Below are 26,118 nucleotides of genomic sequence, written 5' to 3'. Positions count from 1 at the left end.
CGCGAGGCCGGGCGATGGCGCAACGTCCAGGGCGATGGTCCGATCGATGCAATGCCGCCCGCCACCAATGCGACTTGTGTTCGGCGGTTCGGTGTGTTGCCTGCGCCACCGTCATGTCAGTCGATGCACCGGCTTCCTCAACCCGTACCGTGCCCGCTTCGGTGGTCTCGTCGGTCTTCGTCCTGATCTGGGCATCGGGCTTCGTCGCCGCGCGTTTCGTGGCGCCCCATGCGGAGGCCTTCACCTTCGTCGCCATCCGACTCGTCGGCGTCGCCATCGTCCTGACCGCCATCACCATCGGCCTCGGCGCGAGATGGCCGCGCAGCCGGGCAGGATGGCGCGATGCCCTGGTTGCCGGCGTGCTGATGCAGGGCATCTACGTCATCGGCGTATTCTGGTCGGTGGAGCGCGGCCTGCCATCGGGCATCGCTGCCCTGGTCGGCAGTCTCCAGCCCCTGCTGACGGCCGCGATGGCGCGTCCATTCCTCGGTGAAATCGTCAGCCCGCGTCGCTGGATCGGGATCGCCACGGGCTTTGCCGGGGCACTTCTCGTCCTCGCCCCTAAAATCGGTACTGCAGACGCATCCGGCATCCCGGCACTTCCGCTTCTCGCCTGCCTCGGTGCCATGGCGGCGATGACGATCGGCACGCTGTGGCAGAAGAGTCGTGCGGGACAGGCCGAATTGCTGCCGAATGCGGCAATCCAGTTCGTCGGGGCGACGCTCCTCGCCGTGCCGGCGGCACTTCTGTTCGGCACCGGCCGTTTCGACGCGTCCCTGCCGCTCTGGGGCGGACTGGCCTGGTCGATCTTCGTGAATTCGGTGGCGGGCATCCTGCTTCTTCTGGCCCTGATCCGGCGCGGCGAGGTGGCCGGCGTCGCCTCCCTGCTCTTCCTGGTCCCCCCGGTCTCGGCGGCGATGGCCTATCTCCTGTTCGGCGAGACACTGGCCCCGATCCAGATGGCCGGCATGGCCGTGGCCACGATTGGGGTCGCAGTCGCCAGCCGAAGATGAGTTTTTCTTTGATTCATCTCTCAATAAAATTCAGCTCTCCTGGTTTTGTCGAGCAAAACCAGGCTTTCCGCGGCAAGAAATAATGAATTCAGGCGGGATAGTGCCGCGCTGCGGCGAGACGCCTCTACAGACTTGGCAAACCTGCCTATAATGAGCGCCAACCCTCATTCTGATTTGAGAGATTCGAACCATGTCCGCTTCCCCGGCCGTCTCCACCGAACCGCAGGATCTCCTGACCCTCGCCCAGGGCGCCGGCGAAGCTGCTAAGGCCCTCGTCGCCGAGGCGACCCGCCGCGTTCGCGCGAAGGTTCTCTCCGCCGATGGGAAGATCTCGCCTGAGAAGCTTGAGGCCGAGCAGCATGCCGCCCACGGCCTCGCTTGGCTCGCCACCTATGCCGAAGGTGTTCGCGAACTCGGCGCCTACGCAGCGCGCCTGACCGAAGCCGGAGAATTCGGGGAGACCGAGGCGCTCCTCGTGAAGATCGGCATCGGCGAATATCTCGACCAGATGTTCTCGGGCATTCCCATGAGCCAGGGCGAGATCGTGCGCGTCACCGGCTCGCTCGGTCTCTCCGCCCGCGAGATCGCGAAGTTCCGGACGGACGCCGTCGAGGCCATGATCACGGAGGGCAACACGGCGGCCAACCGCGCCGCATTGGTCGCTCGCATCCGCGACAACGGTGGCTCGGCCACCATCGGCAAGTCCGGCCTCGACGAGGACATGGAGGCGATCCGCTCCGAGATGCGCCGCTTCGGCCTCGCCGAGGTCGTGCCGCACGCCCATGAGTGGCACAGCCAGAACGCCTACATCCCGATGGAGATCGTCACCAAGATGGCCGAGCTCGGCGTCTTCGGCCTGACGATCCCAGAGGAATACGGCGGCATGGGCCTGCCCAAGATCTCCATGTGCGTCGTCTCCGAGGAACTGTCCCGCGCCTATATCGGCGTCGGCTCGCTCGGCACCCGCTCGGAGATCGCCGCCGAGCTCATCCTGTGCGGCGGCACCGAGGAGCAGAAGCACCGCTTCCTGCCCGGCATCGCGTCCGGCGATACCCTCCCCACCGCCGTGTTCACCGAGCCGAATACCGGCTCCGACCTCGCGTCCCTCCGCACCAAGGCGGTGAAGGACGGCGACGTCTGGAAGATCTCGGGCAACAAGACCTGGATCACGCACCCGGTCCGCGCCGACATCATGACCTGTCTCGTGCGCACCAAGCCCGAAGAGAAGGGTCACAGGGGTCTGTCGCTCCTCGTCGCCGAGAAGCCCCGCGGCACCGATGAGGATCCCTTCCCGGTGGCCGGCCTGTCCGGCGGCGAGATCCACGTCCTCGGCTATCGCGGCATGAAGGAATACGAGCTCGCCTTCGACAATTTCGAAGTGCCGGCGGCCAACCTTCTCGGCGAAGTCGAGGGCAAGGGCTTCACGCAGCTCATGCAGACCTTCGAATCCGCCCGCATCCAGACGGCGGCTCGCGCCATCGGCGTGGCGCAGAACGCCCTCGACCTCGGTCTCCGCTACGCCGAGGACCGGGTGCAGTTCGGCAAAGCGTTGATCAACTTCCCCCGCGTCGCCGACAAGATCGCCATGATGGCGGTGGAGATCAACATCGCCCGCCAGCTCACCTACTTCTCCGCCCGCGAGAAGGACGAGGGCAAGCGCTGCGATCTCGAGGCCGGCATGGCCAAGCTGCTCGGCGCGCGCGTCGCCTGGGCGGCGGCCGACAACGCCCTGCAGATCCATGGCGGCAACGGCTTCGCGCTGGAATACGCCGTCAGCCGCGTCCTCTGCGACGCGCGCATCCTCTCGATCTTCGAGGGCGCCGCCGAGATCCAGGCCCAGGTCATCGCCCGCCGGCTTCTCGAAACCGCCTGAGCCTCCTCGCCATAAAACGGCGGCCGGGCGTTCAGCCCGGTCGCGGCGGGTTATCCAAACGAAAAAGGCCTGGAACCGGGTTCTCCCCGGTTCCAGGCCTTTTTCGTTTGAAGGTTCCTCTTCCCCAGAGGTGAGGAAGAGGAACTGCTTCTATTCCGCCGGTGCGTGATGGCTCGATGGCATGGAGCCCGCCTCGGCCGCCTTCGGCTCGTGCTCCACCGGCTTCGTCTTGAACAGGCGCATGATGAAGACGAAGAAGACCGGCACGAACAGAACCGCCAGGATCGTGGCAGAGATCATGCCGCCGAGCACGCCGGTACCGATGGCCTGCTGGCTCTTCGACGCTGCGCCCGAGGCGATGGCCAGGGGCACCACGCCGAAGATGAAGGCCAGCGAGGTCATCACGATCGGTCGGAAGCGGAGCGTCGATGCCTCAATGGTCGCATCGACGAGCGATTTACCCGGCTTCCAAAGATCCTTGGCGAATTCCACGATCAGGATCGCGTTCTTGGCCGAGAGACCGATGATCGTGATGAGGCCGATCTTGAAATACACGTCGTTGGGCAGCCCGCGGAGGTAGACAGCCGCCACCGAGCCGATGACGCCGAGCGGGATGACCAGCAGCACCGAGAACGGGATCGACCAGCTTTCGTAAAGCGCCGCGAGGCACAGGAACACGATCAGGATCGACAGGGCGAGGAGCAGGGTCGCCTGGCTTCCCGCCTGTTTCTCCTGCAGCGACTGACCGGTCCAGACATAGCCGAAGCCCTTCGGCAATTGCTGCATCAGGCGCTCCATCTCGGCGATGGTATCGCCGGACGTATAGCCAGGTGCCGGTTCACCGGTGATGCGCACCGACTGATAGCCGTTGAAGCCGATGATCTGGGCTGGGCCGACGCTCCATTTGAGGTCGGCGAAGGACGACATCGGCACCATCGTGCCCTGGCTGTTCTTGACGCCGTAATTCAGCAAATCGGCTGCCTTCAGGCGCTGGCTGTCCTCCGCCTGCACGATGACGCGCTGCATCTTGCCCCGGTTCGGGAAGTCGTTGGTGTAGACCGAACCGAGATTGACCTGGATCGTGTTGTTGATCTCCTCGAAATCGACACCCAGTGCCGCCGCCTTCTCACGGTCGATGACGAGTTCCGCCTGAGGCGCAGGCGGCAGGCCCTCGACATAGACCTTCTGCAGGATCGGGCTTTTCTTGGCGAGGGAGAGCAACTGCTCCTGGGCCGCCATCAGCGCCGAATAGCCTTTCTGCGCACGGTCCTGCAGGCGGAAGCTGAAGCCCGAGGCGTTGCCGAGATTGTCGATGGGCGGCGGCTCCAGAGCCTGAATCACCGCGTCCTTGTAGCTGGACAGCGCCTTGTTGGTGCCCTCCACGAGGGCAGCCGCCGAGTTCGCGGCGTCGCGCTCACCCCATGGCTTCAGGGTCACGAAGGCCTGGCTCGTCACCTGGCCCTGGCCGGAGAACGAGAAGCCGTTGACGATCGTCACCGTGGCGACGCCGGGCTGCGCGAGGAGATGCTCTTCCACCGCCTTCACGGCTTTCAGCGTGCGGTTGAACGACGAGCCGGGCGGCGTCTGGATATCCACGGTGAAGAAGCCCTGGTCCTCCACCGGCAGGAAGCCTTCCGGCATCCGCACGAAGGCGAAGCCGAGGCCGATGACGAGGGCGAGATAGACCATCATCACCCGGCCGGACCGCTTGATCATCCCCGCGACACCGCGCCCGTAGCGTGCGGTCTCCCGGTCGACGACTCGGTTGAACCAGCCGAACACGCCGCCCTTGGAATGGCCGTGTCCCTTCTCGATAGGCTTGAGGAGGGTGGCGCAGAGAGCGGGCGTCAGCGTCAGCGCGAGCAGCGCCGAGAAGCCGATGGACGTCACCATCGCGATGGAGAACTGACGATAGATGATGCCCACCGAGCCCGGGAAGAACGCCATCGGGATGAAGACCGCGATGAGCACCAGGGTGATGCCGATGATGGCGCCAGTGATCTGGCTCATCGCCTTGCGGGTCGCCTCCTTCGGAGACAGCCCTTCCTCGTTCATGATGCGCTCGACATTCTCGACGACCACGATGGCGTCGTCGACGAGGATGCCGATGGCCAGCACCATGCCGAACATGGTGAGCACGTTCACCGAGAACCCGGCGAGCAGCATCACCGTGCAGGTGCCCATGAGGGCGATCGGCACGACGATGGTGGGGATCAGGGTGTAGCGGATGTTCTGGAGGAAGAGGAACATCACTACGAAGACCAGGATGACGGCTTCCACCAGCGTCATCAGCACCTTCTTGATCGAGGCTTCGACGGCGGGCGTGATGTCGTAGGGGATGTCCCACTGCACGTTGGAGGGGAAGAACTGCGACAGCTCTTCCATCTTCGCGCGAATGGCGGAGGCGGTCTCCAGGGCGTTACCGTCCGGAGCCAGGGTCACCGAGATGCCCGCCGCCTCACCGCCGTTCAGGCGGGTGGTGAACTTGTAGTCCTCGCCGCCGAGCTCGATCCGGGCGATGTCGCGCAGGCGCACGTTCGAGCCGTCCGGATTGGCGCGCAGCACGATGGCTCCGAACTCTTCCGGCGCCGTCATCTGTCCCTTCACGATGATGGGGAAGTTGACGGTGTTCGAGGCCGGGCTCGGCATGGCGCCGACGGCGCCAGAAGCGATCTGGACGTTCTGGTTGGTGATCGCCTTCGAGACGTCGGACGCGTTCAGCGACAGGCCGCGCAGCTTGTCGGAATCGATCCAGATGCGAAGGCTGCGCTCAGTCGAATAGAGCGTCGCGCGACCCACGCCGGGGATACGACGAATCTCGTTGATGACGTTGCGGATGAGGAAGTCGCCGAGGGCGATCTCGTCCATCGATTTATCGGGCGAGATCAGCGTGATGATGTTGAGGGTGGCGGCGGAGGCCTCCTCGACCAGCGTCCCCTGCTGGCGCACTTCGGCCGGAAGACGGGCTTCGACGCGCTTGAGCCGGTTCTGCACTTCGACGCCGGCGAGGCTCGAATCGGTGCCGGGCTGGAACTGGGCCGTGATCTCGACGACACCGAACGCGTCGCTGGCAGATTCGAAGCTCAGGATGTTGGCCGCACCGTTGAGCTCATCCTCGATGAGGCGGGTGGTGCCGGTATAGAGGTTCTCCACCGACGCGCCGGGATAGGCCGTCGACAGCGCGATGGAAGGTGGTGCGATGACCGGATACTGGGCGACCGGCAGGCTGGGGATCGACAGAATTCCACCCAGGCAGATGAATAGCGCGACGACCCAGGCGAAGATCGGGCGATCGATAAAGAAACGGGCCATGGCTCAGCGCACCTGCGCCGAGGCGGGCTGCGGGCTGGGTGCCCGGTCATCAAGGTCGGTATCGATCGGCTTCAGTTCGGCGTGAGCGGAGGCGACCTTGAGCTCGACGGTCTTCACGGCCGACCCGACCGAGATCTTCTGGACTCCCTCGACCACGACGCGATCCCCGGTCTTCAGGCCGTCGCGGATGATCCAGTTCGAATCGACGACCGGGCCAACCTCCACCGGCTGGAGCATGACCTTGTCGTCTTTGCCGACGATCCAGACCTCGGCCTTACCGTCATTGGTGCGCTGGATCGCCTGTTGCGGCACCGCGATGGCATCAGCGTCGATGCCCTGCTTGATGCGGGCGCGGACATACATGCCCGGAAACAGCTCATCATGCGGATTGGGGAACAGCACGCGCAGGGTGACCTGTCCGGTGCTCGGATCGGCGGTGACGTCCGAGAACAGGACCTTGCCGGCCGACCCGTAGAGTGAGCCGTCATCCATGATGAGATGCGCGTTGGCCGTGTCCTTGGAAAGGCGCGAAAGCTCACCGCTGGCCAGATCGCGGCGCAGCTTGTTCAGCTCACCGACCGACTGGGTGATGTCCACGTAGATCGGATCGAGCTGCTGGATCGTGGCGAGGATCGCGGTCGCGCCCTGTTCGACCAGCGTACCCTCGGTGAGAAGCGCACGACCGATGCGGCCGGAGATCGGGGCGCGCACGTCGGTGTAGTTGAGGTTCAGCTTGGCCCTATCGCGCGTGGCCTTGGCGCCGGCCACCTCCGCCTGGGCCTGTTTCAGGCTGGCATAGGCGCTGTCGTACTGCGCCTGGCTGGCGGTCTGGCGCGAAAGCAGCTGCTCGAGACGGTCGGCTTGCTGGCCGGCCAGGACCTGGGCGGCCTCGGTGCGGGCGAGGGCCGCCTCGGCACTGGCGAGCTCGGCCTCGAACGGAGCCGGGTCGATCTTGTAGAGAATGTCGCCTTCCTTGACCAAGCTGCCCTGCTCGAACGTGCGCTTGACCACGAGGCCGGACACGCGGGAGCGCACTTCGGCGATGCGCAGGGGCGCAACGCGCCCCGGAAGATCGCGCACATAGGGAATAGGCTGTTCGCGGACGGTGACGACACTGACTTCCGGCGGCTGGGTCGGCACCGGCGCCGCGGCCTGTTGCTTCTGGTTGCAGGCAGACAGGGCGACCATGACGGAGGCAGCAGCCAGAGAGGCCGGCCAGACACGTCGGACGCGGTGAGAAGTGGTCGTCACGATGATTTAGCTCCTATGCGATACGCGGTCGACCGCAATCCGGCAGGGGATTGGCGGCACTGACACTCAAGTCCTGGGCGAAGATCCGCGAAGCGACTTCAGCACCTTGGCAATCGCTGGGCCACGCAGGGCGGCCATGGCGTCATTGGGCGTGTGGCGGCCGGACCGGGGCCAACCACACACATCACGGCTTCAGCAATCGTTCACAATCTTGGCGATCACGCGACGCAAGCCGGAAAAAGGAGAGCCTTCGACGCGGTTTGGTTAAAAAGCCGCGGCCAAGCTCTCAGGTGGCGATCCTGGGGGGGCGGTGGAGTGGTGCGTCCGCGCTGATCCCGAGAGACAAGGCCGAACGACCACGCAACGTCGGTGCCGAGGCTGCACCGAGCACGCGAGATCCCGAAAGCGAGGGCGGGGTCATCGCGTCGTCGACCTCCAGACGCGCGGCGGAACCGGTCGACGGAACCTCACCCTGGCTCACGAGACCGTCGTGCCCCCGGCTGCTGACGGGCGCACCGATACCGGCGCCCCACACCTCCTGCGGGAAACTCGGCAGAACCATCACAAGGAGGGAAAGCAACACCAGCAGGGTCGACAGAGCCGAGCGGGGACGAACGACCGCATGCGCTTGCGGGGCGTTCGAAGCGAGGCATCCTGCCTCGACGGAGGCATCGGCAGATTTGGTCGTCTCTGAAGTCACGAAACTGAGGGTGGTGCGAAAGTTCCCGCAGCGCAATAACCTGCGACATTCTGTCAAGCGGGCGGCCGAGAGCGGGGATCACCGCCGTTGCGCCAATCCCACAGTATATTCCGTTCACATCGCAGCGGGTTGACCGCTCTTAACCATCCGGCCAAGTCTGCCGGTCCAATCATCTGACGTCCGGCTCCCAAAGCCTGGACCTCGCCGGAATGGGAGACGGGGTGCCTGCGCACCGGCTTGTCCAGATCCGGCCGGAGACGATTAAAATGGGCATTCGCTCTCTCCTCGCCGCCTCGGCTCTCGCGTTGGGCATGGGCCTTGCCACAAGCGTCGGTGCCAGCGCCGGTAACCCGTTCGACAGTGGTCCGATCGCGGATTTCCTCAATATCTTCAAGGAACAGGCGATCCCGCGCGAGACAGTCGCGTGGAAGGGCTCAGAGAAACCCGGAACCGTGGTCGTCTCCACGAGCCAGCGCCGGCTCTACTATGTCCTCGGCGGCGGAGCGGCTGTCCGCTACGGCGTCGGCGTCGGGCGTCAGGGCTTCTCCTGGTCGGGCGAGAAGTCGGTGACGATGAAGAAGGAATGGCCGGCTTGGCGTCCGCCGGCGCAGATGCTGGCGCGGCGGCCCGACCTGCCGCGCTACATGGCCGGCGGCCAGGACAACCCCCTCGGCGCGCGGGCGATGTATCTCGGCTCCTCGCTCTACCGTATCCACGGCTCCAACGAGCCGGAAACCATGGGTGCCGCCGTCTCGTCGGGCTGCATCCGCATGACCAACAAGGATGTGGTCGACCTCTACGACCGGGTGAAGGTCGGCACGAAGGTGATCGTGCGCAACTGAAGCCCCCATCCGCCTCCCGCCGGCATCCGGTCGGTCGCGACCGAACGGAGGAGAGAGCGGAATGATCTTCGGTGTCGACATCAGCCTCGTCGCGGGCCTGTTCGCCGTGGCCGTGGCGGCTGGCTGCGTCGATGCCATCGCGGGCGGCGGCGGCCTCATCACGGTGCCGGCCCTGCTCCTGTCCGGGCTCGATCCGGTGAGCGCCATCGCCACCAACAAGCTCCAGGGCAGCGCCGGCGCGATCTCATCGACCATCGCCTTCGCGCGCCGCGGTCACATCCATTGGCCGGCGGCCTGGAAGATCGCCCTCAGCGCCGGTCTCGCCTCGATCGGTGGTGCGCTCTGCGTCAGCCTATTGCCGCGCCCCGTCCTCGACGCGGCCGTACCTGTCCTGCTGATCGGGATCGCGTTCTATTTCGCTTTCGCGCGGCGGATGAGCAGCGAGGACGCGGCGGCACGGATGCGCCCCGGCCTGTTCGCGCTCACCTGGGCTCCCGCCGTCGGCTTCTACGACGGCGTGTTCGGCCCCGGCGCCGGGGCCTTCTACATGATCGGGTTCGTGACGCTGCTCGGGCTCGGCGTGGTGCGTGCGACCGCCCATACCAAGCTCGCCAATGCCGCCAGCAACCTCGGAAGCCTCGCCCTGTTCGCAGCCTCGGGCCACGTGGTCTGGACCATTGGCATCGCCATGGCCTTCGGGGCTTTCATCGGGGCCCAGATCGGCTCGATCCTGGCGATCCGCCTCGGCGCGAAGCTGATCCGGCCGCTTCTCGTCACCATCGCCTGCGCGATGGCGATCCGGTTGCTCTCGAACCCCGAAAACCCACTGCGGCAGGCCGTGATGGGCCTGTTCGCCGGGAACTAAGCGCGCGTCAGCGCGGCATGAAGGCCCAGTAATCCAGGTCCAGGATCACGGCCGGGTCGTAGCCGTCACCGACCTTGTCCGGATGGTTGCCGCAGGGCTGGTTCTTCGTGGCGACCGTGCGCAGGCGAAGAGCGCCGATATCCGTGCGGCCGGGAAGCTCGGCGGCTTCGAGCACTTCGCTCCAGGCATAGACCGTGTCACCCGCGAAAAGCGGCGCCACGTGGCGCCCGGCATTGATGCCGGCGAGCGCGAAGGCGTTGCCGAGACCGTTGAAGCTGAGCGCACGGGCGAGCGAAATGACGACACCGCCATAGATCAGGCGCCGACCGAACCGTGTGTCCTTCGCGGCGAAGCCGTCGAAATGCACCTTGGCGGTATTCTGGTAGAGGCGCGTGGCGATCTGGTGCTCGGCCTCCTCGACGGTCATGCCGTCCACATGGTCGATCTTCTCGCCGACCACGTAGTCGCCGAACCGGTGCGGGCTGCCGGCGAGGTCGAGATCGTAGGCGCCGACGTTCAGCGGCGGCAGGGCGCCGGCCAGGTCGGCCGGGTCGACCACCTTGGCGAAGGTCGGGACATGTTCCTGCTCAATCTTCGCTTCCGGGTCCCGCTTCTTCACCAGCACCCAGCGGCAATAGCTCAGAACCGTCTCTCTGTTGGCGTCGGACCCGGTGGAGCGGACGTAGACCACGCCAGTCTGGCGGTTCGAGCTCTCCTTGAGGCCGATCACTTCGGAGACCGTGGACAGGGTCTCGCCCGGATAGACCGGCCGGCGGAAACCGCCCTCGGCATAGCCGAGATTGGCGAGCGCATTCAGGGAGATGTCCGGGACCGTCTTGCCGAAGACCACGTGGAAGGTGAGCAGGTCGTCCAACGGGCTCTGCGGGTAGCCGATGGCCTTGGCGAAGGCATCGGAGGACTGAACGGCGAAGCGCGGGCCGTAGAGGGAGGTGTAGAGCGCGACGTCGCCGTCCGTCACCGTGCGCGGCGTGGCATGGCGGATGGTCTCACCGAGGCGATAATCCTCGAAGAAGCGGCCGGGATTGGTCTTCATCTCTTGGTCGTCCCTCGACGTGATTTTCTTGGCCCTTTGTCCAGTGCGGCCTCAGCCGCCATAGACCACGGTCTGGGGCGGAATGACCTCGTGCAGGAGGCGGCTGATGAAGAGAAGCAGCAGCACCAGGACGATCGGCGACAGGTCGATCCCACCGAGATTGGGCAGGACGCTGCGGATCGGGCGAAGAACCGGCTCGGTCAGCCGGTAGAGCACCTCACCGATCTGCGACACGATCGGGTTGCGCACGTTGACCACGTTGAAGGCCACGAGCCAGCTCAGCACGGCGCTGGCGATCAGCACGTAGATGAAGAGCTGGACGACGGTGTCGAAGAGCCAGAGAAGAGCGTACATGCGCGGTTCTGATGTCCTCGTTCGCCCCGCCTCACCGGCGCGGGTCAACGGCGGGATTTCCTGAATTGACAGCCCGAGGCACGCGCGCTTACAAAGCGGCCACCTCGGAACGGGGCTGTAGCTCAGATGGGAGAGCGCCGCAATCGCACTGCGGAGGTCAGCGGTTCGATCCCGCTCAGCTCCACCAGGTTTCTTTCAAGTCCCTGGTGAATCAACGATCTTGTCGTGAACGCGTAGCTTTTCCGGCGCCGGGAGACAGGATCAGCCAGCTTGGCAGCGTGCCGGGCTGCGACGGTGTTTCGTCGCTGGTGACCAATGTGACAGCGCAACATGTTACCCGCTGACGGCCTCCTGCGCAGGAAGGCCGCGCGGCGTCCATGACGCGCACATGAGCGCGACGCATCCTGAGCGCGAAATGCCTAGGCCGCGGCCGACCGGCACAGGGCCGTGCCGTCACGGATCATGAAATTCACCAGCGTCGGCGAGACGCCGTTCTCGCGGGCCAGGACGGTCTGCGGAATGCCGTCGATCCGATGGGCGAGAAACACCCGGCGGGTTCGCTCCGAGGTCGTTTCCAGCGCGGCCAGTGCTGCCTTCAGCGCCTGGCATTGCTCAAGGCGGTCCTGAGGACAGGTGCAGGGAGCGGGAATGGCCTCGGCCTGCTCATCCGGCACGAAGCGGCAGCGCTCGCGGATCGTGCGCCGCGCCCAATCGATGGCGGCGTTCCGAACCATCCGCCGCAGGTAATGCATCGGCGCCTCGACGCGGCGGCCAGGACGCAGATCGGCGGCCGGCTGCTCACAGAGCTTGAGCACCACCTCCTGCACCACGTCCTCCGCCGCCGAGCGATCACGCAGGATCTGCGTCGCGTAGGCCACGAGGCCCGACTGTTCGGCGATGAGAGCGGCGAGCAGCGGAGCTGCGATGTCGCTCCGCCTTCCAGGCGAATGAGTCTGTGACATGGACGACCTTCTTCGGATGCGTAGGTCAGTACGAAAACGCGCGAAACTGCCCAGCCGCGCATGTCGCCGGGTCATTTCCACGATCCAACTCGGATATGGAGGCTAAAGAGATAAATTCCACAGACATACAAGAGTGATTTTATAGGGAGATATTTGAATTAGAAATATTCTAAATGTAGAATCGCCGGTTAGATCGAATGGGTCAGATGATATTCAGGCTTTCCTCGAAGGGTTTATGCTATGAAGCTACATGAAATTTGGCTAAAATGTCCTGTCGCATGGCCACAGGCCATCTGCTGCATGAACGACCACATCTTCGGATTGTGAATGGTTGCGTTAAGAAAAGATACAGTTATTGCGCGAGCAGGAACCGGCTGCGCAGGATCGAAAGGCGTGGCGGCAGCGGAGTACTCGGCTCGTCATGCCGCTGTGGGCGCCACGAGTTTCCCGGTTGCCCCTAAATTTCCGGAGTGCCGGAGCGTCCTGTCCCAGAGGGCATCCCGGTCGCGGATGCCGGTACCAGCCAACGACGAGACGCGATGCTTTCGACAACAGTTCCTTTCCGATGCGGCGAGGCGACGGGCCGTACCGTCGAGGTCTACCTGGACGGCGACCGGCTCAGCGTCGTGGCGGAGGGCCGGGTCGGTCTACGCCTGCGCCTTCAGCAGGGGAGCAGCCCGCATCTGTCCCTGGAGGAGCCCGTGAGACCCCACCCGAGCGAGGTCCTGACGAACATCACGGCGGCATTCGAGATGGTCTCGGCGACACATCCGGATGCCGAACGGATCGGCCTCGACGGTGCCAGCTTCGCGGGTCTCGTCGCCTCCATGGCGGAACGTGGCCTCGTCGTCCGGGAAGGCGACGCGCTTTCCGTCGATCCGACGATGCTGTGGCAGCGCCCCGAACCCTGGCTCGCCAACCTAGCGACGCGCGATTTTCCCGCCCGTCAGATCATGAGTGACGGCAAGCGCCATCCGCAACGGTCGCCGAAGCCCAAGGGCGTGATCTATTCCCGCTTCATCCCCTGGCTCGGACAGGCCGTGGCGTTCCGAGCCGCCACAATCGACGACGTCGATACCATGCACCGCTGGTTCAACGATCCGGTGGTCGATGCCGCCTGGGGCGAGGCCGGCGAACGCGACAAGCACGAGGCCTATCTCGACGGCCTCATCGCCGATCCACACATGATTCCGCTGATCGGGACGATCGGCGGCGAGCCGTTCGGCTATTTCGAGATCTACTGGGCCAAGGAGAACCGCCTCGCCCCGTTCTACGACGTGCAGGATTACGATCGCGGCTGGCATGTCCTGATCGGGGAGAGCCGGTTTCGCGGCAAGGCCTACATCTCGGCCTGGCTGCCCTCGCTGATGCATGCGCTCTTCCTCGACGACCCGCGCACGGAGCGGATCGTCGGCGAGCCCAAGGCCGACCATGTGCAGCAATTGCGCAACCTGGAACGGTCGGGCTTCGCGCGGATCAAGACCTTCGATTTTCCGCACAAGCGCGCGGCCCTGGTGATGCTCCTGCGCGAGCGCTTCTTTTGCGAAAGGCTGTGGTCGCCGGCGGGGGGCATGCCCGCTTCGCCGGAGACCGTCTCGCCGCCGGCGTCCTGACGGGACGCGTCAGCGCAGGGCGACTGAACATGGCACCACGCCGTCATTCCGGGTCGCCAGAGGCGAGCCCGGACCCGGAGGGCCGCGCCAGAGGGGTGCAATCCAGAGCCGCCAACGGTGCAAAGTCCTGCAGCACCTGTGTTTCTGGATCCCGGGCTCCGCTGCGCGGCCCCGGGATGACGGGGTGCTACGATTGGATTTTGGACGCGTGAATCGGCATCTGCGATTGCCCTGCCTCAGCGGGAGGCGAGGTAGGCGCGCCAGCCGCCATGGATTGTGATGTCCTCGGCGCCTGCCACCGCATGGGCCTCGCACAGGAACCCGGAGACGTTTGAACCGTCCTCCAGGGTGAGCTTGCCGATGCCGAGGGGGGCGGGGATCGCGGCGGTGAAGCGGCCGAAACCGGCCGGGGGCAGCGCCCAGATCTCGACCTCCAACCCGCCGCCGGCAAAGCCCGGCTCGTGGACCAGACCGGGCTTGGCCGGGTGAGTGCCGGGCAGGGCGTAGAGGCGGTACGCGCCCGAGGTCCGCGCCACCCGCACCTTCCTTCCGCCGAGATTGGTGAGCTGGTGGTTGAGGGGCAGGCCCGTGAGATGGGCGCCCACCACCGCGATGGCGATCTCGTCCGCCTCCGGGGTCGGCACCCGGCTCGCCTCGGGCAGAACCGCGTCGCGCGCGATCCCCATTCCGCTCGCCGCCGCGCGGTGGAGCGCGTCGGCCCAGGGGCCCAAAGCCTCGTCGCTGAAGCCGGGGCCGACGAGCGTCACGCCGCCGGGCAATCCATCGGCACCGAATCCCCCCGGCACCGCGATCGCGGCGAGGCCGAGGAGATTGGCGAAGTTGGTGTAATGCCCGAAATGGCTGTTGAGGCGGATCGGGTCGGCCAGCATCTCCTCCACCGTGTAGGTGGTGGGGGAAGTCGGGAGGAGCAGGATGTCGACCGCCGCCCAGGTCGCCTCGGTGCTCCGCCGCAGGGCCTCGAACGCGTAGCGGCCTTCGAACGCGTCGACGGCGCTGTAGCCCTTGGCGGACTCGACGATGCTCCTCGCGCTCGGGTCGAGGGCGTCGGCATTTCCGGCGAAGAACCCGGCGATGGCGGCCAGGCGCTCGGCCACCCACGGCCCGTTGTAGAGCAGGGTCGCGATCTCGCGGAACGGCGCGTAATCGAACGGCACCGCCACGGCGCCCAGCGCTTCGAGGCGGGCGATGGCCGCGTCGTAGAGCGCCTCGCGCTCGGCATCGCCGTAGAACTCGCGCTCGGCCGGGGTCGGCACGCCGAAGCGCAGGCCCTGAGCGGGGAGCGAATGTGGTACCGCCCGCCGCGAGAACGGATCGGCGGCGTCGAACCCCTCCGCGACGCGGCGGATCGCGAGACCGTCGCCCACGGTGGCCGCGAAGATGCTGATACAGTCGAGGCTGCGGCAGGCGGGGACGAGGCCCGTCGTGCTGAACAGGCCCGGCGTCGGCTTGATCCCCACGAGGTTGTTGAACATCGCCGGCACGCGGCCGGAACCGGCCGTGTCGGTGCCCAGCGAAAAGCTCGCGAGCCCCACCGCCACGGCGACGGCCGAACCGGAACTCGACCCGCCCGAGACATGGGCGGCGCTGAACACGCTGCGCGGCGCGCCGTAGGGCGAGCGGGTGCCGTTGAGGCCGGTGGCGAACTGGTCGAGATTGGTCTTGCCCGTGCAGAACGCACCCGCCGCCTTGAGGCGCGCCACCACCTCGGCATCCGCTTTCGCATCGTAGGCGAAGGCCGGGCAGGCCGCAGTCGTCGGCAGGCCGGCGACGTCGATATTGTCCTTCACCGCGAAGGGCACGCCCCAGAGCGGCAGGGAGTTCGGCTCGGGGTGGCGCGCCATCAGGTCCCGCGCCGCACTCACCAAGGCCTCCCTGTCGAGGGCGGTGATGAAGATGGCGGGGTCCGTCGATGCCTCCATCCTTTCGGCGACGGCTTCGGCGACGGTCACGGGGGTGGCACGGCCCGACGCGTAGAGGTCGCGCAGGGTCGACAGGTCGAGGATGGTCGGCAGCATGTCGGTCGGCTCTCTCACCTGCTCAGATCTCTTCGAGGATGGCGACGAGATCGCCGCCGCGCAGGGTGCGGCCCGGCTTCACCCGGACCTCACGCACGATTCCCGCCACCGGGGCGGAAACGGCGATCTCCATCTTCATCGATTCGAGGATCGCCACCGTCTCGCCGGACGCGACGCTCTGGCCTTCCTCGACCAGCACCTTCCAGACATTGCCCGGAACCGTGGTCGGCACGCCCACATGGCCGGCGGGCACCGCGTCCTCCTCGCCCAGGGGGGCGCCCTCGTCAGCGACGAAACTGTCGAGCCCCTCGTCCTGCCAGCGCTGCCGCTCGGCCTCGAAGGCGGTCTGCTGGCGCAGTTTCGCGGCCGTGATCTCGACGGCGTTGCGGGCGAGCTCGGCCCGATGCTCGGCATAGGAGAACGTGCCCTCCTCGATCCTCAGCGGGTAGGCCCCGTGCGGGAAGGCGGCGCGCGCCTCCATCAGCTCGTCATGGCTCACGGGGAAGAAGCGGATGCGGTCGAACGGGCGCAGCAGCCAGGGATGGCCGGGGACGAATTCCTTCGTCATCCGCCAGGTGTTCCAGATCTGGATGGTGCGGCCGAAGAGCTGGTACCCGCCCGGCCCCTCCATGCCGTAGATGCACATATAGGCGCCGCCGATACCCACCGCGTTCTCCGGCGTCCAGGTGCGGGCGGGGTTGTACTTGGTGGTGACCAGGCGGTGGCGCGGGTCCACCGGTGTCGCCACCGGCGCGCCGAGATAGACGTCGCCCAGCCCCATCACGAGGTAGCTCGCATCGAAGATGATGCGTTTTACATCAGCCACCGACTCCAACCCGTTGATGCGGCGGATGAACTCGATGTTCGAGGGGCACCAGGGCGCGTTGGGACGCACAAGCTCCTGGTACTTGCGCATGGCGAGCTCGGCCTGCGGGTCGTTCCAGGACAGGGGCAGGTGGACCACGCGGCTCGGCACCGTCACGTCCTCGACGGCGGGCAGGGCGGCCTCGATCTCGCGCAACTGCCCGAGGAGGCGTGAGCGCGGCAGCGTGGTGCCGTCGTAATGGATCTGGAGCGAGCGGATGCCGGGCGTCAGGTCGATGAGCCCCGGCAACCGCGCCTCGGCCACGGCTTCGGCCAGGAGGTGGACCCGCAGGCGGATGCCGATATCGAGGGCCATCGGGCCGTATTCGACCAGCAGGTTGTCGTCGCCCTGGCGGCGGTAGACCACCGGCACGGGGCCGGAAGAGTCGGTGGCGAGGATAGGCGAGCCGGCGCGAGCTGGTCCCTCCCCGCTCTGCGGGGGAGGGTGGCCCTCGCGTGAGCGAGGGTCGGGAGAGGGGAGCGCCATCTTCGGAGAGGTCGCCCCCTCTCCCGCCTGCTCCGCAGGCACCCTCTCCCGCAGGGGGGAGAGGGTGGGTACGTCCCCCACCCGCTCCACCGCCCTGAACCGCACCGTATCTCCAGGCCGCAACTGACCCATCTTCCACTGCTCGTCGCGGGCGATCACCGCCGGGCAGACGAAGCCGCCGAGACTCGGGCCGTCCGGCCCCAGGAGGATCGGCATGTCGCCGGTGAAGTCGATGGAGCCGATGGCGTAGGCGTTGTCGTGGAGGTTCGACGGGTGGAGTCCGGCCTCGCCGCCGTCGCTGCGCGCCCAGAGCGGGGTCGGGCCGACGAGGCGCACGCCGGTGCGGGCCGAGTTGAAGTGAACCTCGTAAGAGGCTGAAAACAAGTCAGAAATGTCCTCGTCCCGGAAGAAGTCCGGCGCACCGTGCGGCCCATAGACCACGCCGATCTCCCAGGCATGGGTGAGGGGCGCAGGCTCGGGCATCGACGCTTCGACACCCGGGACATCGCCGAGATGCAGCACGTCGCCGGCCTTCAGGACACCGGTGGCGTGGCCGCCGAAGGCGCCCAGCGCGAAGGTCGCCCGCGAGCCGAGGACGAGAGGCGCGGCAAACCCGCCGCGCAGGGCGAGGTAGCTGCGCTGGCCGGGGCCGGCGATCGCGCCGATGCTCAACGTCTGTCCGGGTTCGACGGTGAAGGCACGGCCATGGGGCTGCGCGACCCCGTCGAGGCGCGCGGTCATCGCGGCTCCGGCGAGCGCCACGGTGGCGGCGGCGTGGAACCGCAGGGTCGGCCCCGACACGGTGAGTTCGAGGGCGCAGGTATCGGGCGGGTTGCCGACGAGGGCGTTGGCGTCGCGGAACGAGCGCGCATCCATCGGCCCGCTCGGTGGCACGCCCACATGCCAGAGGCCAATGCGGCCGGGTAGTTCCTGCAGGCTCGATTGCGCGCCGGGAACCAGCACCTCGATGCTGCGCGGCGCATAGGGAAAGTCGCGCAATGCCGTGGTGGCGACCCGGCCCGAGGCGAAGAGCTCGGAACCGGCGATGGCGCGCAGGTAATCGAGATTGGTCTCGATCCCCGAAACCGCGCTGTCGTCGAGGGCCTGGCGCAAAGCGGCGAGCGCCGCCGGGCGGTCCGGCCCGGTCACGATGATCTTGGCGAGCATCGGGTCGTAGTTCGTGGTGACCTCGGTGCCGGTCTCGATCCAGCCGTCGATGCGGGCCTCGGCGGGGAACCGCACTTCGGTGAGGAGGCCGGCGCTCGGGGCGAAATTGGCGTGGGGGATCTCGGCATAGAGCCGCGCCTCCATGGCCGCACCCTGCGGGACCAGGGGGCCGGCGGCACCGATCACGTCCTCGCCCGCCGCCTGGCGGATCATCCATTCGACGAGATCGATGCCGAACACCGCCTCGGTGACCGGGTGCTCGACCTGCAGCCGGGTGTTCACTTCGAGGAAGGAGAAATCCTCGCGGACGGGATCGTAGATGTACTCCACCGTTCCCGCCGAGGCGTAGGAAACGCTCGTCCCCAAAGCCACCGAGGCCGCGTGGAGGCGTGCACGCACGGCGTCCGACAGGCCCGGCGCGGGGGTCTCCTCGATGACCTTCTGGTTGCGGCGCTGGAGCGAGCAATCGCGCTCGCCAAGCGCCACCACGCGGCCGGCACCATCGCCGAAGATCTGCACCTCCACGTGGCGCGCCTCGCCGACGAAGCGTTCGAGATAGACGCGGGCATCGCCGAAGCTCGCCCGCGCCGTGCGCTCGACACTCGTATAGTGCTCGCGCAACTCCTCGGCAGAGGCGCACAGACGCATGCCGATGCCGCCGCCACCGGCGGTGCTCTTGAGCATCACCGGGTAGCCGATGGTCTCGGCCGCCGCGAGGGCGGCGTCCAGATCCGGCAGCAGGCCGGTGCCGGGCAGGAGGGGCACGCCGCTGGCGCGGGCGAGGTCGCGCGCGGTGTGCTTGAGGCCGAAGGCGCGCAGGTGCTCGGGTTTCGGGCCGATGAAGACGATGCCCTCCGCCGCCAGACGCTCGGCGAAGGCCACGTTCTCCGACAGGAAGCCGTAGCCGGGATGGACGGCTTGCGCTCCCGTCGCCTTGCAGGCGGCGATCACGGCCTCGACGTTCAGGTAGCTTTCCGCCGCCGGTGCGGGTCCGAGCCGGACAGCCTCGTCCGCCTCCAGCACGCCGCGGGTGAACCGGTCGGCATCCGAGTAGACGGCCACGGACGCGACACCCATGCGCCGGCAGGTGCGGGCGATCCGCCGGGCGATCTCGCCGCGATTGGCGATGAGGATCTTGCCGAACATCAGCGCAGATCCCCGGTCGAGGCTTGATCCCGGATAGAGACGCGGATCGGCGTCGGGTTGAAGCCGTTGCAGGGGTTGTTGATCTGCGGGCAGTTCGAGATCACGCAGATCACGTCCATCTCAGCCGTGACCTCGACATAGTCGCCGGGAGCGGAGACGCCGTCGACGATGGCGAGCTCGCCGTTCTGCTCGATGGGCACGTTCATGAAGAAGTTGATGTTGGGTGGGATGTCGCGCTTCGAGAGCCCGTATTTCGCGACCTCAAGGGCGAAGTTCTCGCGGCAGGCATGGAGATACTTGGTGGCGTGACCGAAGCGCACGGTGTTGGCCTCGCAGGAGCAGGCACCAGCCGAGGTATCGTGACGACCGCAGGAATCGGCGGTGACGGTCGCCATCACCCGGCCCTCGTTGGAGACGAGCCGCGTGCCCGTCGTCACGTAGGCCGAGCCCTGGACGCGCAGGGTGTCCTGCGAGGAATAGCGCTCGCCCATGTCGCCGGCGCGGTAGAACAGGGTGTCCACCGCCTGGCACCCGTCGGTGTCGGTGATGCGCAGAATCTGGCCCTTGCGCACGAGTCCGGACCAGGGCGCCTGAGCCGGCACGACCTCGTCGAGGAGAAGCTGGGTGTCGTTGGTCATGATGCGTCCCTCCCGTCAGAAGCCGATGGCGGCGTTGTTCTCGAAGCCGCGCACGGCCTCGATCGTGGCCGTCCGGCAGAGATCGTCCGCCGCGGGGATGGGCGCCCGGAAGCGGGTCACCACCACGGGGTTCGGCGCGTAATCCGGGTTCGGGTCGAGGGGGTGGGGACAGTTCGAGAGGGTGACGAGAAGGTCGAGCTCGGCGCGGAGATCGACGAAGTCGCCCGCGCGGCGACCCGCCTCGTTCCAGGCGAAGCGCTCCTCCGCACCCACGGAGACGGGGGCGAACAGCGTGACGCAGGCGGGGATGTCGCGCCGGTCGAGCCCGGCCTTGAGAGCGGCGAGGACGAGGTTGTCGCGGGTGTTGCGATGGGGGCCGCCCGCGTAGCGCGCGGCGTTGGAGGCGGCGTTGGAGCCGCCCACCAGCGCATCGTGCGCGCCGCAGGAATCCTCGATGAGCGAGAGCATCACCCGCCCCATGTCGGAGAACAGCACCCGGCCGCGCTGAAGAGCGGCGGTCCACTGCACCTTCACGGTATCGGCGTAGTTGAGACGCTCGGAGGTCTCGGCGGCGTTCCAGGCGACGAGCGCGACGCTGGAGGGACCATGGTCGAGACTGATCCGCAGGGCCTCGCCGGCATTCAGCTCGAAGGTGCAGTACCAGCCGCCCGGGATGGTCTCGGTGTGGAGGATCGCCGCTTCGTCGAGGGGCAATCCCCGCGACGAGGGCGGCGGCAGGGCGCGGGGGGCATGCCCCTGGCCCTGGGCCTTCAGTTCCTCGTAGTGACGCCGATTCTCGGCGATGATGCTGGCTGTGTCGGTCATGCCCGTCTCCTCAAGGCTGTTCTCCGGGTCGTCCCGGAAAAACAGCCCTGTCGCGGCCGGGTCGTCCCGGCGGGCATGCGTCGATCGCGGTGCTGCTTAACCCGGGGGTCCGCCGAGTGTGAAGTATTTGCGGACCGGCTCCCTGACGTCCCAGGTGCCGGCGAAACCGGAGGGGGAGACGAAGGTGTCCCCCGCCCGGTAGGTCTTGGCGAGCCCGTCCCCGTCGGTAACCGACGCCACCCCTTCCAGGATGTGGACGAACCCGTTCTGCGCGAAGTCGATGTGCCACTTGCCCGGCTGGCAGGTCCAGGCGCCGGCCGAGAAGAGACTGTCCTCGCTGTGGTAGACGACGCTTACCGTCTGGGCGGGGTCGCCCGAGACGATACGCTCCAGCTCCGGCCGGCAGAGCTTCGATTGCCGCTAAGTGGGGGCGAGATCGATGGTCTTTCTGCCCTGTCCCAGACCGGTCACGAGGGTCGCGACCGATCGGGCTCCCATGCCGCCGAACAGGGCAAGAATCGGACCGCCGAAAGTATGAAGCGGTCGCGCAATCTCCACCGAGCCATCTCCCTCGCAAGAACATCCGCGGCCGGCCGAATCCCGGCCGTACCTGCAAATACCAATATGTCTCGCGCGAGAGAGGCATGAGTGTGTTGAGCGTCCGCTTCACGAGAAAGTTAACACCTAGAAGAGGTGGCTATAGCGCTCGATCTCCCAGGCACTGACCGTGAGGTGATACTCCTCCCACTCGGCGCGCTTGTAGCGGATGAACTCGTCGCGCAGCGCCTTACCCAGGGTCTTCTCCACCAGCGGGTCGGCGGCGAAGGCGTCCACCGCCTCGGCGAGGGTCTGGGGCAGGAACTCGATGCCGCGTTCGGCGCGCTGGGCGTCGGTGAGGTCGTAGAGGTTGTCCTCGTTGGGGGCACCCGGATCGATGCGCTCGCGGATACCCTCGAGACCGGCCGCGAGGACGAGAGCGGCGGCGAGGTAGGGGTTGACCGCGCCGTCGGCGTTGCGGCTCTCGCAGCGTCCGCCGCCGGCGGGCACGCGCACCGAATTAGTGCGGTTGTTCGAGCCGTAGGAGTTAAAGACCGGCGCCCAGGAGAAGCCCGCCATGGAGCCCTGGCGCACGAGGCGCTTGTAGCTGTTCACGGTCGGCGCGAAGGCGGCGCAGAGCGCCCGCCCGTGCTTCAGCACGCCGCCGATGAAGTAATAGCCGGTCTCGGTGAGGCCGAGGCCGCGCGGATCGGCCGATGGGTCGCAGGCGAAGATGTTCTTGCCCGTCTCCTTGTCGGAGAGGGACATGTTGAAATGCGCGCCATTTCCGGTGCGGTCTGCAAAGGGTTTGGGCATCATCGTGGCGATGAGGCCTTCTTCCTTGGCATAGTGCTTGGCCATCATGCGGAAGAAGGTAAGCCGGTCACACATCGTCAGAGCGTCGGCGTAGTTGAAGTCGAACTCGAACTGGCCGCACGCATCCTCGTGATCGAAGGAATACAGGTCCCAGCCGAGATCGTTGATGGTGGTGGCGACCTTGTCGAGCCAGGTGAAGTTGTCGACGAAGCCACGCACGTCGTAGCAGGGCTTCACCAGCTTATCGTCGGGGATCGGTGTGTGGAGCGAGCCGTCCGCCTCCTGCTTCAGCAGGAAGATCTCGCATTCGATGCCAAGATTGAAGCCGAACCCCATGGCCTCGGCCTCGGCCATGACGGTCTTCAGGGCGACACGGGTCGAGAGCGGATAAGGCTGGCCCTGGAACGTCAGGTCCGCCGGACACCAGGCGAGCTTCGATTCCCAGGGCAGCTGGATCAACTGGGAGAAGTCCGGCACGGAGGCCAGTTCGTCCTCGTTCGGGGCCTGGCCGAGCCCGTCGAGGGCATAACCGGTATAGCGCTCGGACCCCGCCGCCATCTGCGGCAGGTGGTCGATGGGCACCACCTTGGCCTTCTGCGCGCCATGGATGTCGACATAGGCGCCGATGACGTATTTCACGCCCTTGGCGCGCAGGTCGTCCTGCAGCTTGGCAATGGCGGGATCGATTTCGGTGGCATGCGCCATCGGGCGGCTCCTTGGTTTTAAGCGGAAATGGAGAAGGAATGGGGGAGGGGCGGGGTCTCGGAGAGGCCGCGCAGGACGAGGGCGGACAGGTCCTCGACCATCCAGCCGAACAGGCGTTTCCCGTCTTCGAGACTCGCCTCCGAAGGACGCCCGGTGACGCCGTTCAGGCTCGTCCGGTTCACCGGATGGGAGAAGACGAGCCCCTCCGTCCGGTCGGGGTCGTCCGCATCGGCGATGCGGTCCGGGCGCACGAGATCGGGCGCCATCGCCATCATCAGCGCGGTCTCGGCGGCGTTGGCGTGCCAGTCGTCGGCATCGGCGAAATGCGCGGCGCGGACGCGCTCGCTCACCGTGGCGGAATTCACCAGGGCGACCATGAGGTCGTCATGGGCGGCGCGCAGCATCTCCAGGGCGCAGCGCAGGGGCGCGGCGTTGGTGACGTGGGCGTTGACGATGAACAGCCGGCGGACGCCGGACTGGTAGGCCGAGGTGCCGATCTGGGCCACGAGCCGCGTCATCATCACGGGATCGAGGGTGATCGTACCGGGCCAGCGCCGGCTATGCCCGAGGGAACAGCCATAGGCCAGGGTGGGGAGCACCGGCACGCGGGTCCGCGCAGAGACCGCATGGGTCAGGGCCTCGGCGAGAACGAAATCCATGCCCGTGCCGAGATGCGGCCCGTGCTGTTCCGTGGCTCCCACGGGTAGGATGGCGGCCTGCGAAACGGCGGCGAGGTCGCCGGGGATCTCGTCCCAGGTGCGGTTCGCCCAGAGGAGGGGGGAGGGGGCGGTCATACAGACCTCCGTCGGCCTACGCCGAGGTCAAGGTGTGACGACTCCTTCTCCCCTCTGCGGGAGAAGGTGGCCCGCGAGCCAAGTCGGATGAGGGGTGTGCCATCTCCGGAAAGGTCGCCCCCTCTCCCGGTCGCTCCGCGACCACCCTCCCCCGCAGAGGGGGGAGGGCTGTACCCGAGCGCCCCGGATGCGTGAACGTCGGCATGCCGGAGATCACCGTGAGGCAGGCCGGAGCCGGTCGTGTAAGACATGGCGATCATTCCACCTCGTCCCCGGCAGACGTCATGCGCGTCACCACGTCGGGGGCGACGCTCTCTTCGGCCTCGTCCTTCGGCGGGTGGATCAGCGCGTCGAGACGGGCGCGGGTGGCGCGGAATTCGGGGGTGAGCGCCTGGTTGTGGCTGCGCGGGCGCGGCACCGGCACCTCGATGAGTTCGGCGACCTCGCCCGGATGGGCGCTGAGGACGAGAATGCGGTCGGCCAGATGCACCGCCTCGTCGAGGTCGTGGGTGATGAAGACGATGGTGATGTCGATCTTTTTCCAGATCTCGATGAGATAGGCCTGCATCCGGGCGCGCGACTGGGTGTCGAGGGCCGAGAACGGCTCGTCCATGAGCAGGATGCGCGGGCGGGTGGCGAGCGCCCGGGCGATGGCCACGCGCTGCTTCATGCCGCCGGAGAGCTGGTGCGGGTAGCTGTCGGCGAAGGCCTCCAAACCGATGAGCGCCAGCCATTGCCGGGCCTCGCGCTCCGCTTCCCGGCGCGGCGTGCCGTTCTCCTCCAGCCCGAAGGCGACGTTGCGCAGGACGCTGAGCCACGGGAACAGCGTGTAGCCCTGGAACACCATGCCCCGGTCCGCGCCCGGCCCGGAGACCGGCACACCCTCGACGCTGACCACGCCCGAGGTGGAGGTCTCGAGCCCGGCGAGGATGCGCACGAAGGTGGACTTGCCGCAGCCCGACGGCCCGACGACGCAGAGGAACTCGCGCCGGTGGGTGACGAGGTCGATGTCCTTCAAGGCCACCGTCACGCCGCCATCCGCCCTGCGGAAGGTCTTCGTCAGCTTCTCGACCCGGAGGGCGACCTCACGGCTCTTCAGTTTCTCGAACCGGGCGCGGACCGGCTCGCACTGGGTGCGGTAGTCGCAGGCCTCGATCGGCAGGATGACGGGCGAGACGACGGGAGAGACCGAGTTCACGCTTCGCTCCTGTCATAGGGGAACAGCCGGCGGCCGAGCCAGGCGAGGGCGAGATCCGTGATCGAGCCGACGAGGCCGATGATGAGGATCGCGGCGTAGACGTTGTCGAAATGCTGGTAGCGGGCCTGCTGCGTGATGAAGAAGGTGATGCCCGACGAAGTGCCGATGAGTTCGGCGACGATGAGGTAGGTCCAGGCCCAGCCGAGCAGGATACGCTGGTCGCGGTAGAGCTGCGGCAGCATCGCCGGCACGATCACCCGGCGGATGAGGCGGAGATTTCGCGCGCCGAGCGTCAGGGCCGCCTCGATCAGCAGCGGCTCGATCCGCCGGGTGGTGTTGGCGATGACCAGCACCTGCTGGAAGAAGGTGCCGATGACGATGATCGCGATTTTCGGCCCGTCATAGATGCCGAGGATCGCCACCATCAGCGCCCCGAAGGCGGGAGCCGGCATGTAGCGCACGAACTCGATGACCGGCTCGGTGAGGCGCGCCAGGGTCGGCTGGGCGCCGCAGAGGATTCCGAGGGGAACACCGATCAGCGACGACAGCAGGAAGCCGAAGGCGATGATCTGGATCGAGTGCCACAGGCTCAGGGGCAGGCGGATGGCGTCGCGCTGGGTCGGCTGGGCCGTCAGCGAGGTCCAGAACGCGGTGGCCACTTCGTGCGGGGCGGGAAGGTAGACCGGGTTGGCGGGCCTGCCCGCCGGCTCGGCGGTGCCGGCGGCCTTGGCCGAGGCGACCTCCTCCGCGAAGGCGGCCTTCGGCACGCGCATCCCCGGCTCCATCCAGGCAATGTCGCCGGGCTCGGTCACCTCCACCAGGGGATGCCACAGGAACGGCACGTAGGAGACCGCCGCCCAGGCGAGGAGCGGGATCAGGAACGACAGGATTGCGAGGCTCGTCCGGCGGCGCGGCGAGAGCGGCCGGGCGACGCCGACCCAGGAGCGGCGGCGGGGGGACAAGGGAGACGAGACGCGGGCCCCTCCTCCCCCTTGTGGGGAGGAGTTGGAGGTGGGGGTGGTCGGGTGACCCACCGCGGCCGAGGCTGGCGGAGCCACCCCCACCC

The 26,118-nt window shown here is 67.0% G+C and carries 20 protein-coding genes and 1 tRNA gene; 6 read left to right on the top strand and 15 right to left on the bottom strand.

What is annotated here, in order from left to right; genetic code table 11:
• The first annotated feature begins 113 nt into the window (after positions 1–113).
• Both ACYQML_RS21275 and ACYQML_RS21270 read left to right on the top strand, forming a co-directional pair.
• The gene (locus tag ACYQML_RS21275; RefSeq protein WP_461233966.1) at positions 114–1,013 is read left to right on the top strand and encodes a DMT family transporter; all 900 of its coding nucleotides are present in this window, start codon (positions 114–116) and stop codon (positions 1,011–1,013) included.
• Between the two features lie 190 nt (positions 1,014–1,203).
• Positions 1,204–2,886, top strand: a complete 1,683-nt coding sequence (locus ACYQML_RS21270; RefSeq protein ID WP_461233965.1) for an acyl-CoA dehydrogenase family protein — start codon at positions 1,204–1,206, stop codon at positions 2,884–2,886.
• Positions 2,887–3,036: 150 nt separating this feature from the next.
• Here the strand turns inward: ACYQML_RS21270 and ACYQML_RS21265 are convergent, their stop codons facing one another.
• The 3 genes from ACYQML_RS21265 to ACYQML_RS21255 all read right to left on the bottom strand — a co-directional run bounded on the left by ACYQML_RS21265 (position 3,037) and on the right by ACYQML_RS21255 (position 8,149).
• A complete protein-coding gene (locus tag ACYQML_RS21265) occupies positions 3,037–6,198 on the bottom strand; it encodes a multidrug efflux RND transporter permease subunit (RefSeq protein ID WP_056433500.1) in 3,162 nt (1,053 codons plus the stop codon).
• Positions 6,199–6,201: 3 nt separating this feature from the next.
• Complete coding sequence (locus ACYQML_RS21260) at positions 6,202–7,386, bottom strand: efflux RND transporter periplasmic adaptor subunit (protein WP_156467932.1); 1,185 nt, start codon at positions 7,384–7,386, stop codon at positions 6,202–6,204.
• Between the two features lie 349 nt (positions 7,387–7,735).
• Positions 7,736–8,149: a hypothetical protein gene (locus ACYQML_RS21255; RefSeq protein ID WP_461233964.1), complete on the bottom strand. Its 414-nt coding sequence runs from the start codon at positions 8,147–8,149 to the stop codon at positions 7,736–7,738.
• Between the two features lie 266 nt (positions 8,150–8,415).
• Here ACYQML_RS21255 and ACYQML_RS21250 point away from each other — a divergent pair, with 266 nt between their 5' ends.
• Positions 8,416–8,991: a L,D-transpeptidase gene (locus tag ACYQML_RS21250; RefSeq protein WP_056433490.1), complete on the top strand. Its 576-nt coding sequence runs from the start codon at positions 8,416–8,418 to the stop codon at positions 8,989–8,991.
• 61 nt (positions 8,992–9,052) lie between these two features.
• The gene (locus tag ACYQML_RS21245; RefSeq protein ID WP_056452796.1) at positions 9,053–9,856 is read left to right on the top strand and encodes a TSUP family transporter; all 804 of its coding nucleotides are present in this window, start codon (positions 9,053–9,055) and stop codon (positions 9,854–9,856) included.
• A gap of 7 nt (positions 9,857–9,863) precedes the next feature.
• On the opposite strand, the gene ACYQML_RS21240 is transcribed toward ACYQML_RS21245, so the two are convergent.
• Complete coding sequence (locus ACYQML_RS21240; RefSeq protein WP_461233963.1) at positions 9,864–10,910, bottom strand: MaoC family dehydratase; 1,047 nt, start codon at positions 10,908–10,910, stop codon at positions 9,864–9,866.
• A 51-nt stretch (positions 10,911–10,961) separates the two neighbouring features.
• Positions 10,962–11,264, bottom strand: coding sequence for a YggT family protein (locus ACYQML_RS21235; protein ID WP_056433481.1), 303 nt, complete (start codon positions 11,262–11,264; stop codon positions 10,962–10,964).
• Positions 11,265–11,375: 111 nt separating this feature from the next.
• On the opposite strand from ACYQML_RS21235, the gene ACYQML_RS21230 reads away from it, so the two are divergent.
• Positions 11,376–11,451: transfer RNA gene (locus ACYQML_RS21230), tRNA-Ala, on the top strand.
• 232 nt (positions 11,452–11,683) lie between these two features.
• On the opposite strand, the gene ACYQML_RS21225 is transcribed toward ACYQML_RS21230, so the two are convergent.
• Positions 11,684–12,226, bottom strand: a complete 543-nt coding sequence (locus ACYQML_RS21225; protein ID WP_461233962.1) for a sigma-70 family RNA polymerase sigma factor — start codon at positions 12,224–12,226, stop codon at positions 11,684–11,686.
• 539 nt (positions 12,227–12,765) lie between these two features.
• On the opposite strand from ACYQML_RS21225, the gene ACYQML_RS21220 reads away from it, so the two are divergent.
• Positions 12,766–13,839, top strand: a complete 1,074-nt coding sequence (locus ACYQML_RS21220; protein ID WP_461233961.1) for a GNAT family N-acetyltransferase — start codon at positions 12,766–12,768, stop codon at positions 13,837–13,839.
• Between the two features lie 236 nt (positions 13,840–14,075).
• Here the strand turns inward: ACYQML_RS21220 and atzF are convergent, their stop codons facing one another.
• From atzF to ACYQML_RS21175, 9 genes are all read right to left on the bottom strand, one after another.
• Positions 14,076–15,875: an allophanate hydrolase gene (gene atzF / locus ACYQML_RS21215; protein WP_461235760.1), complete on the bottom strand. Its 1,800-nt coding sequence runs from the start codon at positions 15,873–15,875 to the stop codon at positions 14,076–14,078.
• Between the two features lie 22 nt (positions 15,876–15,897).
• Entirely contained in the window at positions 15,898–19,539 is a 3,642-nt protein-coding gene (gene uca, locus ACYQML_RS21210; protein WP_461233960.1) for an urea carboxylase, read from the bottom strand.
• A complete protein-coding gene (locus ACYQML_RS21205) occupies positions 19,539–20,177 on the bottom strand; it encodes an urea amidolyase associated protein UAAP2 (RefSeq protein ID WP_461233959.1) in 639 nt (212 codons plus the stop codon). The genes uca and ACYQML_RS21205 overlap by 1 nt, the downstream gene beginning before the upstream one ends.
• A 15-nt stretch (positions 20,178–20,192) precedes the next feature.
• Positions 20,193–21,002, bottom strand: coding sequence for an urea amidolyase associated protein UAAP1 (locus tag ACYQML_RS21200; protein ID WP_461233958.1), 810 nt, complete (start codon positions 21,000–21,002; stop codon positions 20,193–20,195).
• A gap of 96 nt (positions 21,003–21,098) precedes the next feature.
• Positions 21,099–21,386, bottom strand: a complete 288-nt coding sequence (locus ACYQML_RS21195) for a cupin domain-containing protein (protein ID WP_461235759.1) — start codon at positions 21,384–21,386, stop codon at positions 21,099–21,101.
• A 300-nt stretch (positions 21,387–21,686) separates the two neighbouring features.
• Positions 21,687–23,060 (bottom strand): type III glutamate--ammonia ligase, encoded by a 1,374-nt coding sequence (gene glnT / locus ACYQML_RS21190; RefSeq protein ID WP_461233957.1) that lies wholly within the window; start codon positions 23,058–23,060, stop codon positions 21,687–21,689.
• 17 nt (positions 23,061–23,077) lie between these two features.
• On the bottom strand, positions 23,078–23,854 hold the full coding sequence (locus ACYQML_RS21185) for a creatininase family protein (RefSeq protein WP_461233956.1): 777 nt from the start codon (positions 23,852–23,854) through the stop codon (positions 23,078–23,080).
• 256 nt (positions 23,855–24,110) lie between these two features.
• The gene (locus tag ACYQML_RS21180; RefSeq protein ID WP_056433451.1) at positions 24,111–25,052 is read right to left on the bottom strand and encodes an ABC transporter ATP-binding protein; all 942 of its coding nucleotides are present in this window, start codon (positions 25,050–25,052) and stop codon (positions 24,111–24,113) included.
• The gene (locus tag ACYQML_RS21175) at positions 25,049–26,116 is read right to left on the bottom strand and encodes an ABC transporter permease (RefSeq protein WP_461233955.1); all 1,068 of its coding nucleotides are present in this window, start codon (positions 26,114–26,116) and stop codon (positions 25,049–25,051) included. Before ACYQML_RS21175 ends, ACYQML_RS21180 begins: the two co-directional genes overlap by 4 nt.
• Positions 26,117–26,118: the final 2 nt, after the last annotated feature.

Source organism: Methylobacterium sp. CM6244 (assembly GCF_054817885.1).
Note: the sequence above shows the minus strand (reverse complement) of the source record. Positions and strands in the feature narration are given on the sequence as shown.

Excerpts from the sequence above, each read along its gene's own strand:
- ACYQML_RS21275 (WP_461233966.1), top strand. The coding sequence starts at position 114 with ATGTCAGTCGATGCACCGGCTTCCTCAACCCGTACCGTGCCCGCTTCG.
- ACYQML_RS21270 (WP_461233965.1), top strand. The coding sequence starts at position 1,204 with ATGTCCGCTTCCCCGGCCGTCTCCACCGAACCGCAGGATCTCCTGACC.
- ACYQML_RS21265 (WP_056433500.1), bottom strand. The coding sequence starts at position 6,198 with ATGGCCCGTTTCTTTATCGATCGCCCGATCTTCGCCTGGGTCGTCGCG.
- ACYQML_RS21260 (WP_156467932.1), bottom strand. The coding sequence starts at position 7,386 with ATGGTCGCCCTGTCTGCCTGCAACCAGAAGCAACAGGCCGCGGCGCCG.
- ACYQML_RS21250 (WP_056433490.1), top strand. The coding sequence starts at position 8,416 with ATGGGCATTCGCTCTCTCCTCGCCGCCTCGGCTCTCGCGTTGGGCATG.
- ACYQML_RS21245 (WP_056452796.1), top strand. The coding sequence starts at position 9,053 with ATGATCTTCGGTGTCGACATCAGCCTCGTCGCGGGCCTGTTCGCCGTG.
- ACYQML_RS21240 (WP_461233963.1), bottom strand. The coding sequence starts at position 10,910 with ATGAAGACCAATCCCGGCCGCTTCTTCGAGGATTATCGCCTCGGTGAG.
- ACYQML_RS21235 (WP_056433481.1), bottom strand. The coding sequence starts at position 11,264 with ATGTACGCTCTTCTCTGGCTCTTCGACACCGTCGTCCAGCTCTTCATC.
- ACYQML_RS21225 (WP_461233962.1), bottom strand. The coding sequence starts at position 12,226 with ATGTCACAGACTCATTCGCCTGGAAGGCGGAGCGACATCGCAGCTCCG.
- ACYQML_RS21220 (WP_461233961.1), top strand. The coding sequence starts at position 12,766 with ATGCTTTCGACAACAGTTCCTTTCCGATGCGGCGAGGCGACGGGCCGT.
- atzF (WP_461235760.1), bottom strand. The coding sequence starts at position 15,875 with ATGCTGCCGACCATCCTCGACCTGTCGACCCTGCGCGACCTCTACGCG.
- uca (WP_461233960.1), bottom strand. The coding sequence starts at position 19,539 with ATGTTCGGCAAGATCCTCATCGCCAATCGCGGCGAGATCGCCCGGCGG.
- ACYQML_RS21205 (WP_461233959.1), bottom strand. The coding sequence starts at position 20,177 with ATGACCAACGACACCCAGCTTCTCCTCGACGAGGTCGTGCCGGCTCAG.
- ACYQML_RS21200 (WP_461233958.1), bottom strand. The coding sequence starts at position 21,002 with ATGACCGACACAGCCAGCATCATCGCCGAGAATCGGCGTCACTACGAG.
- glnT (WP_461233957.1), bottom strand. The coding sequence starts at position 23,060 with ATGGCGCATGCCACCGAAATCGATCCCGCCATTGCCAAGCTGCAGGAC.
- ACYQML_RS21185 (WP_461233956.1), bottom strand. The coding sequence starts at position 23,854 with ATGACCGCCCCCTCCCCCCTCCTCTGGGCGAACCGCACCTGGGACGAG.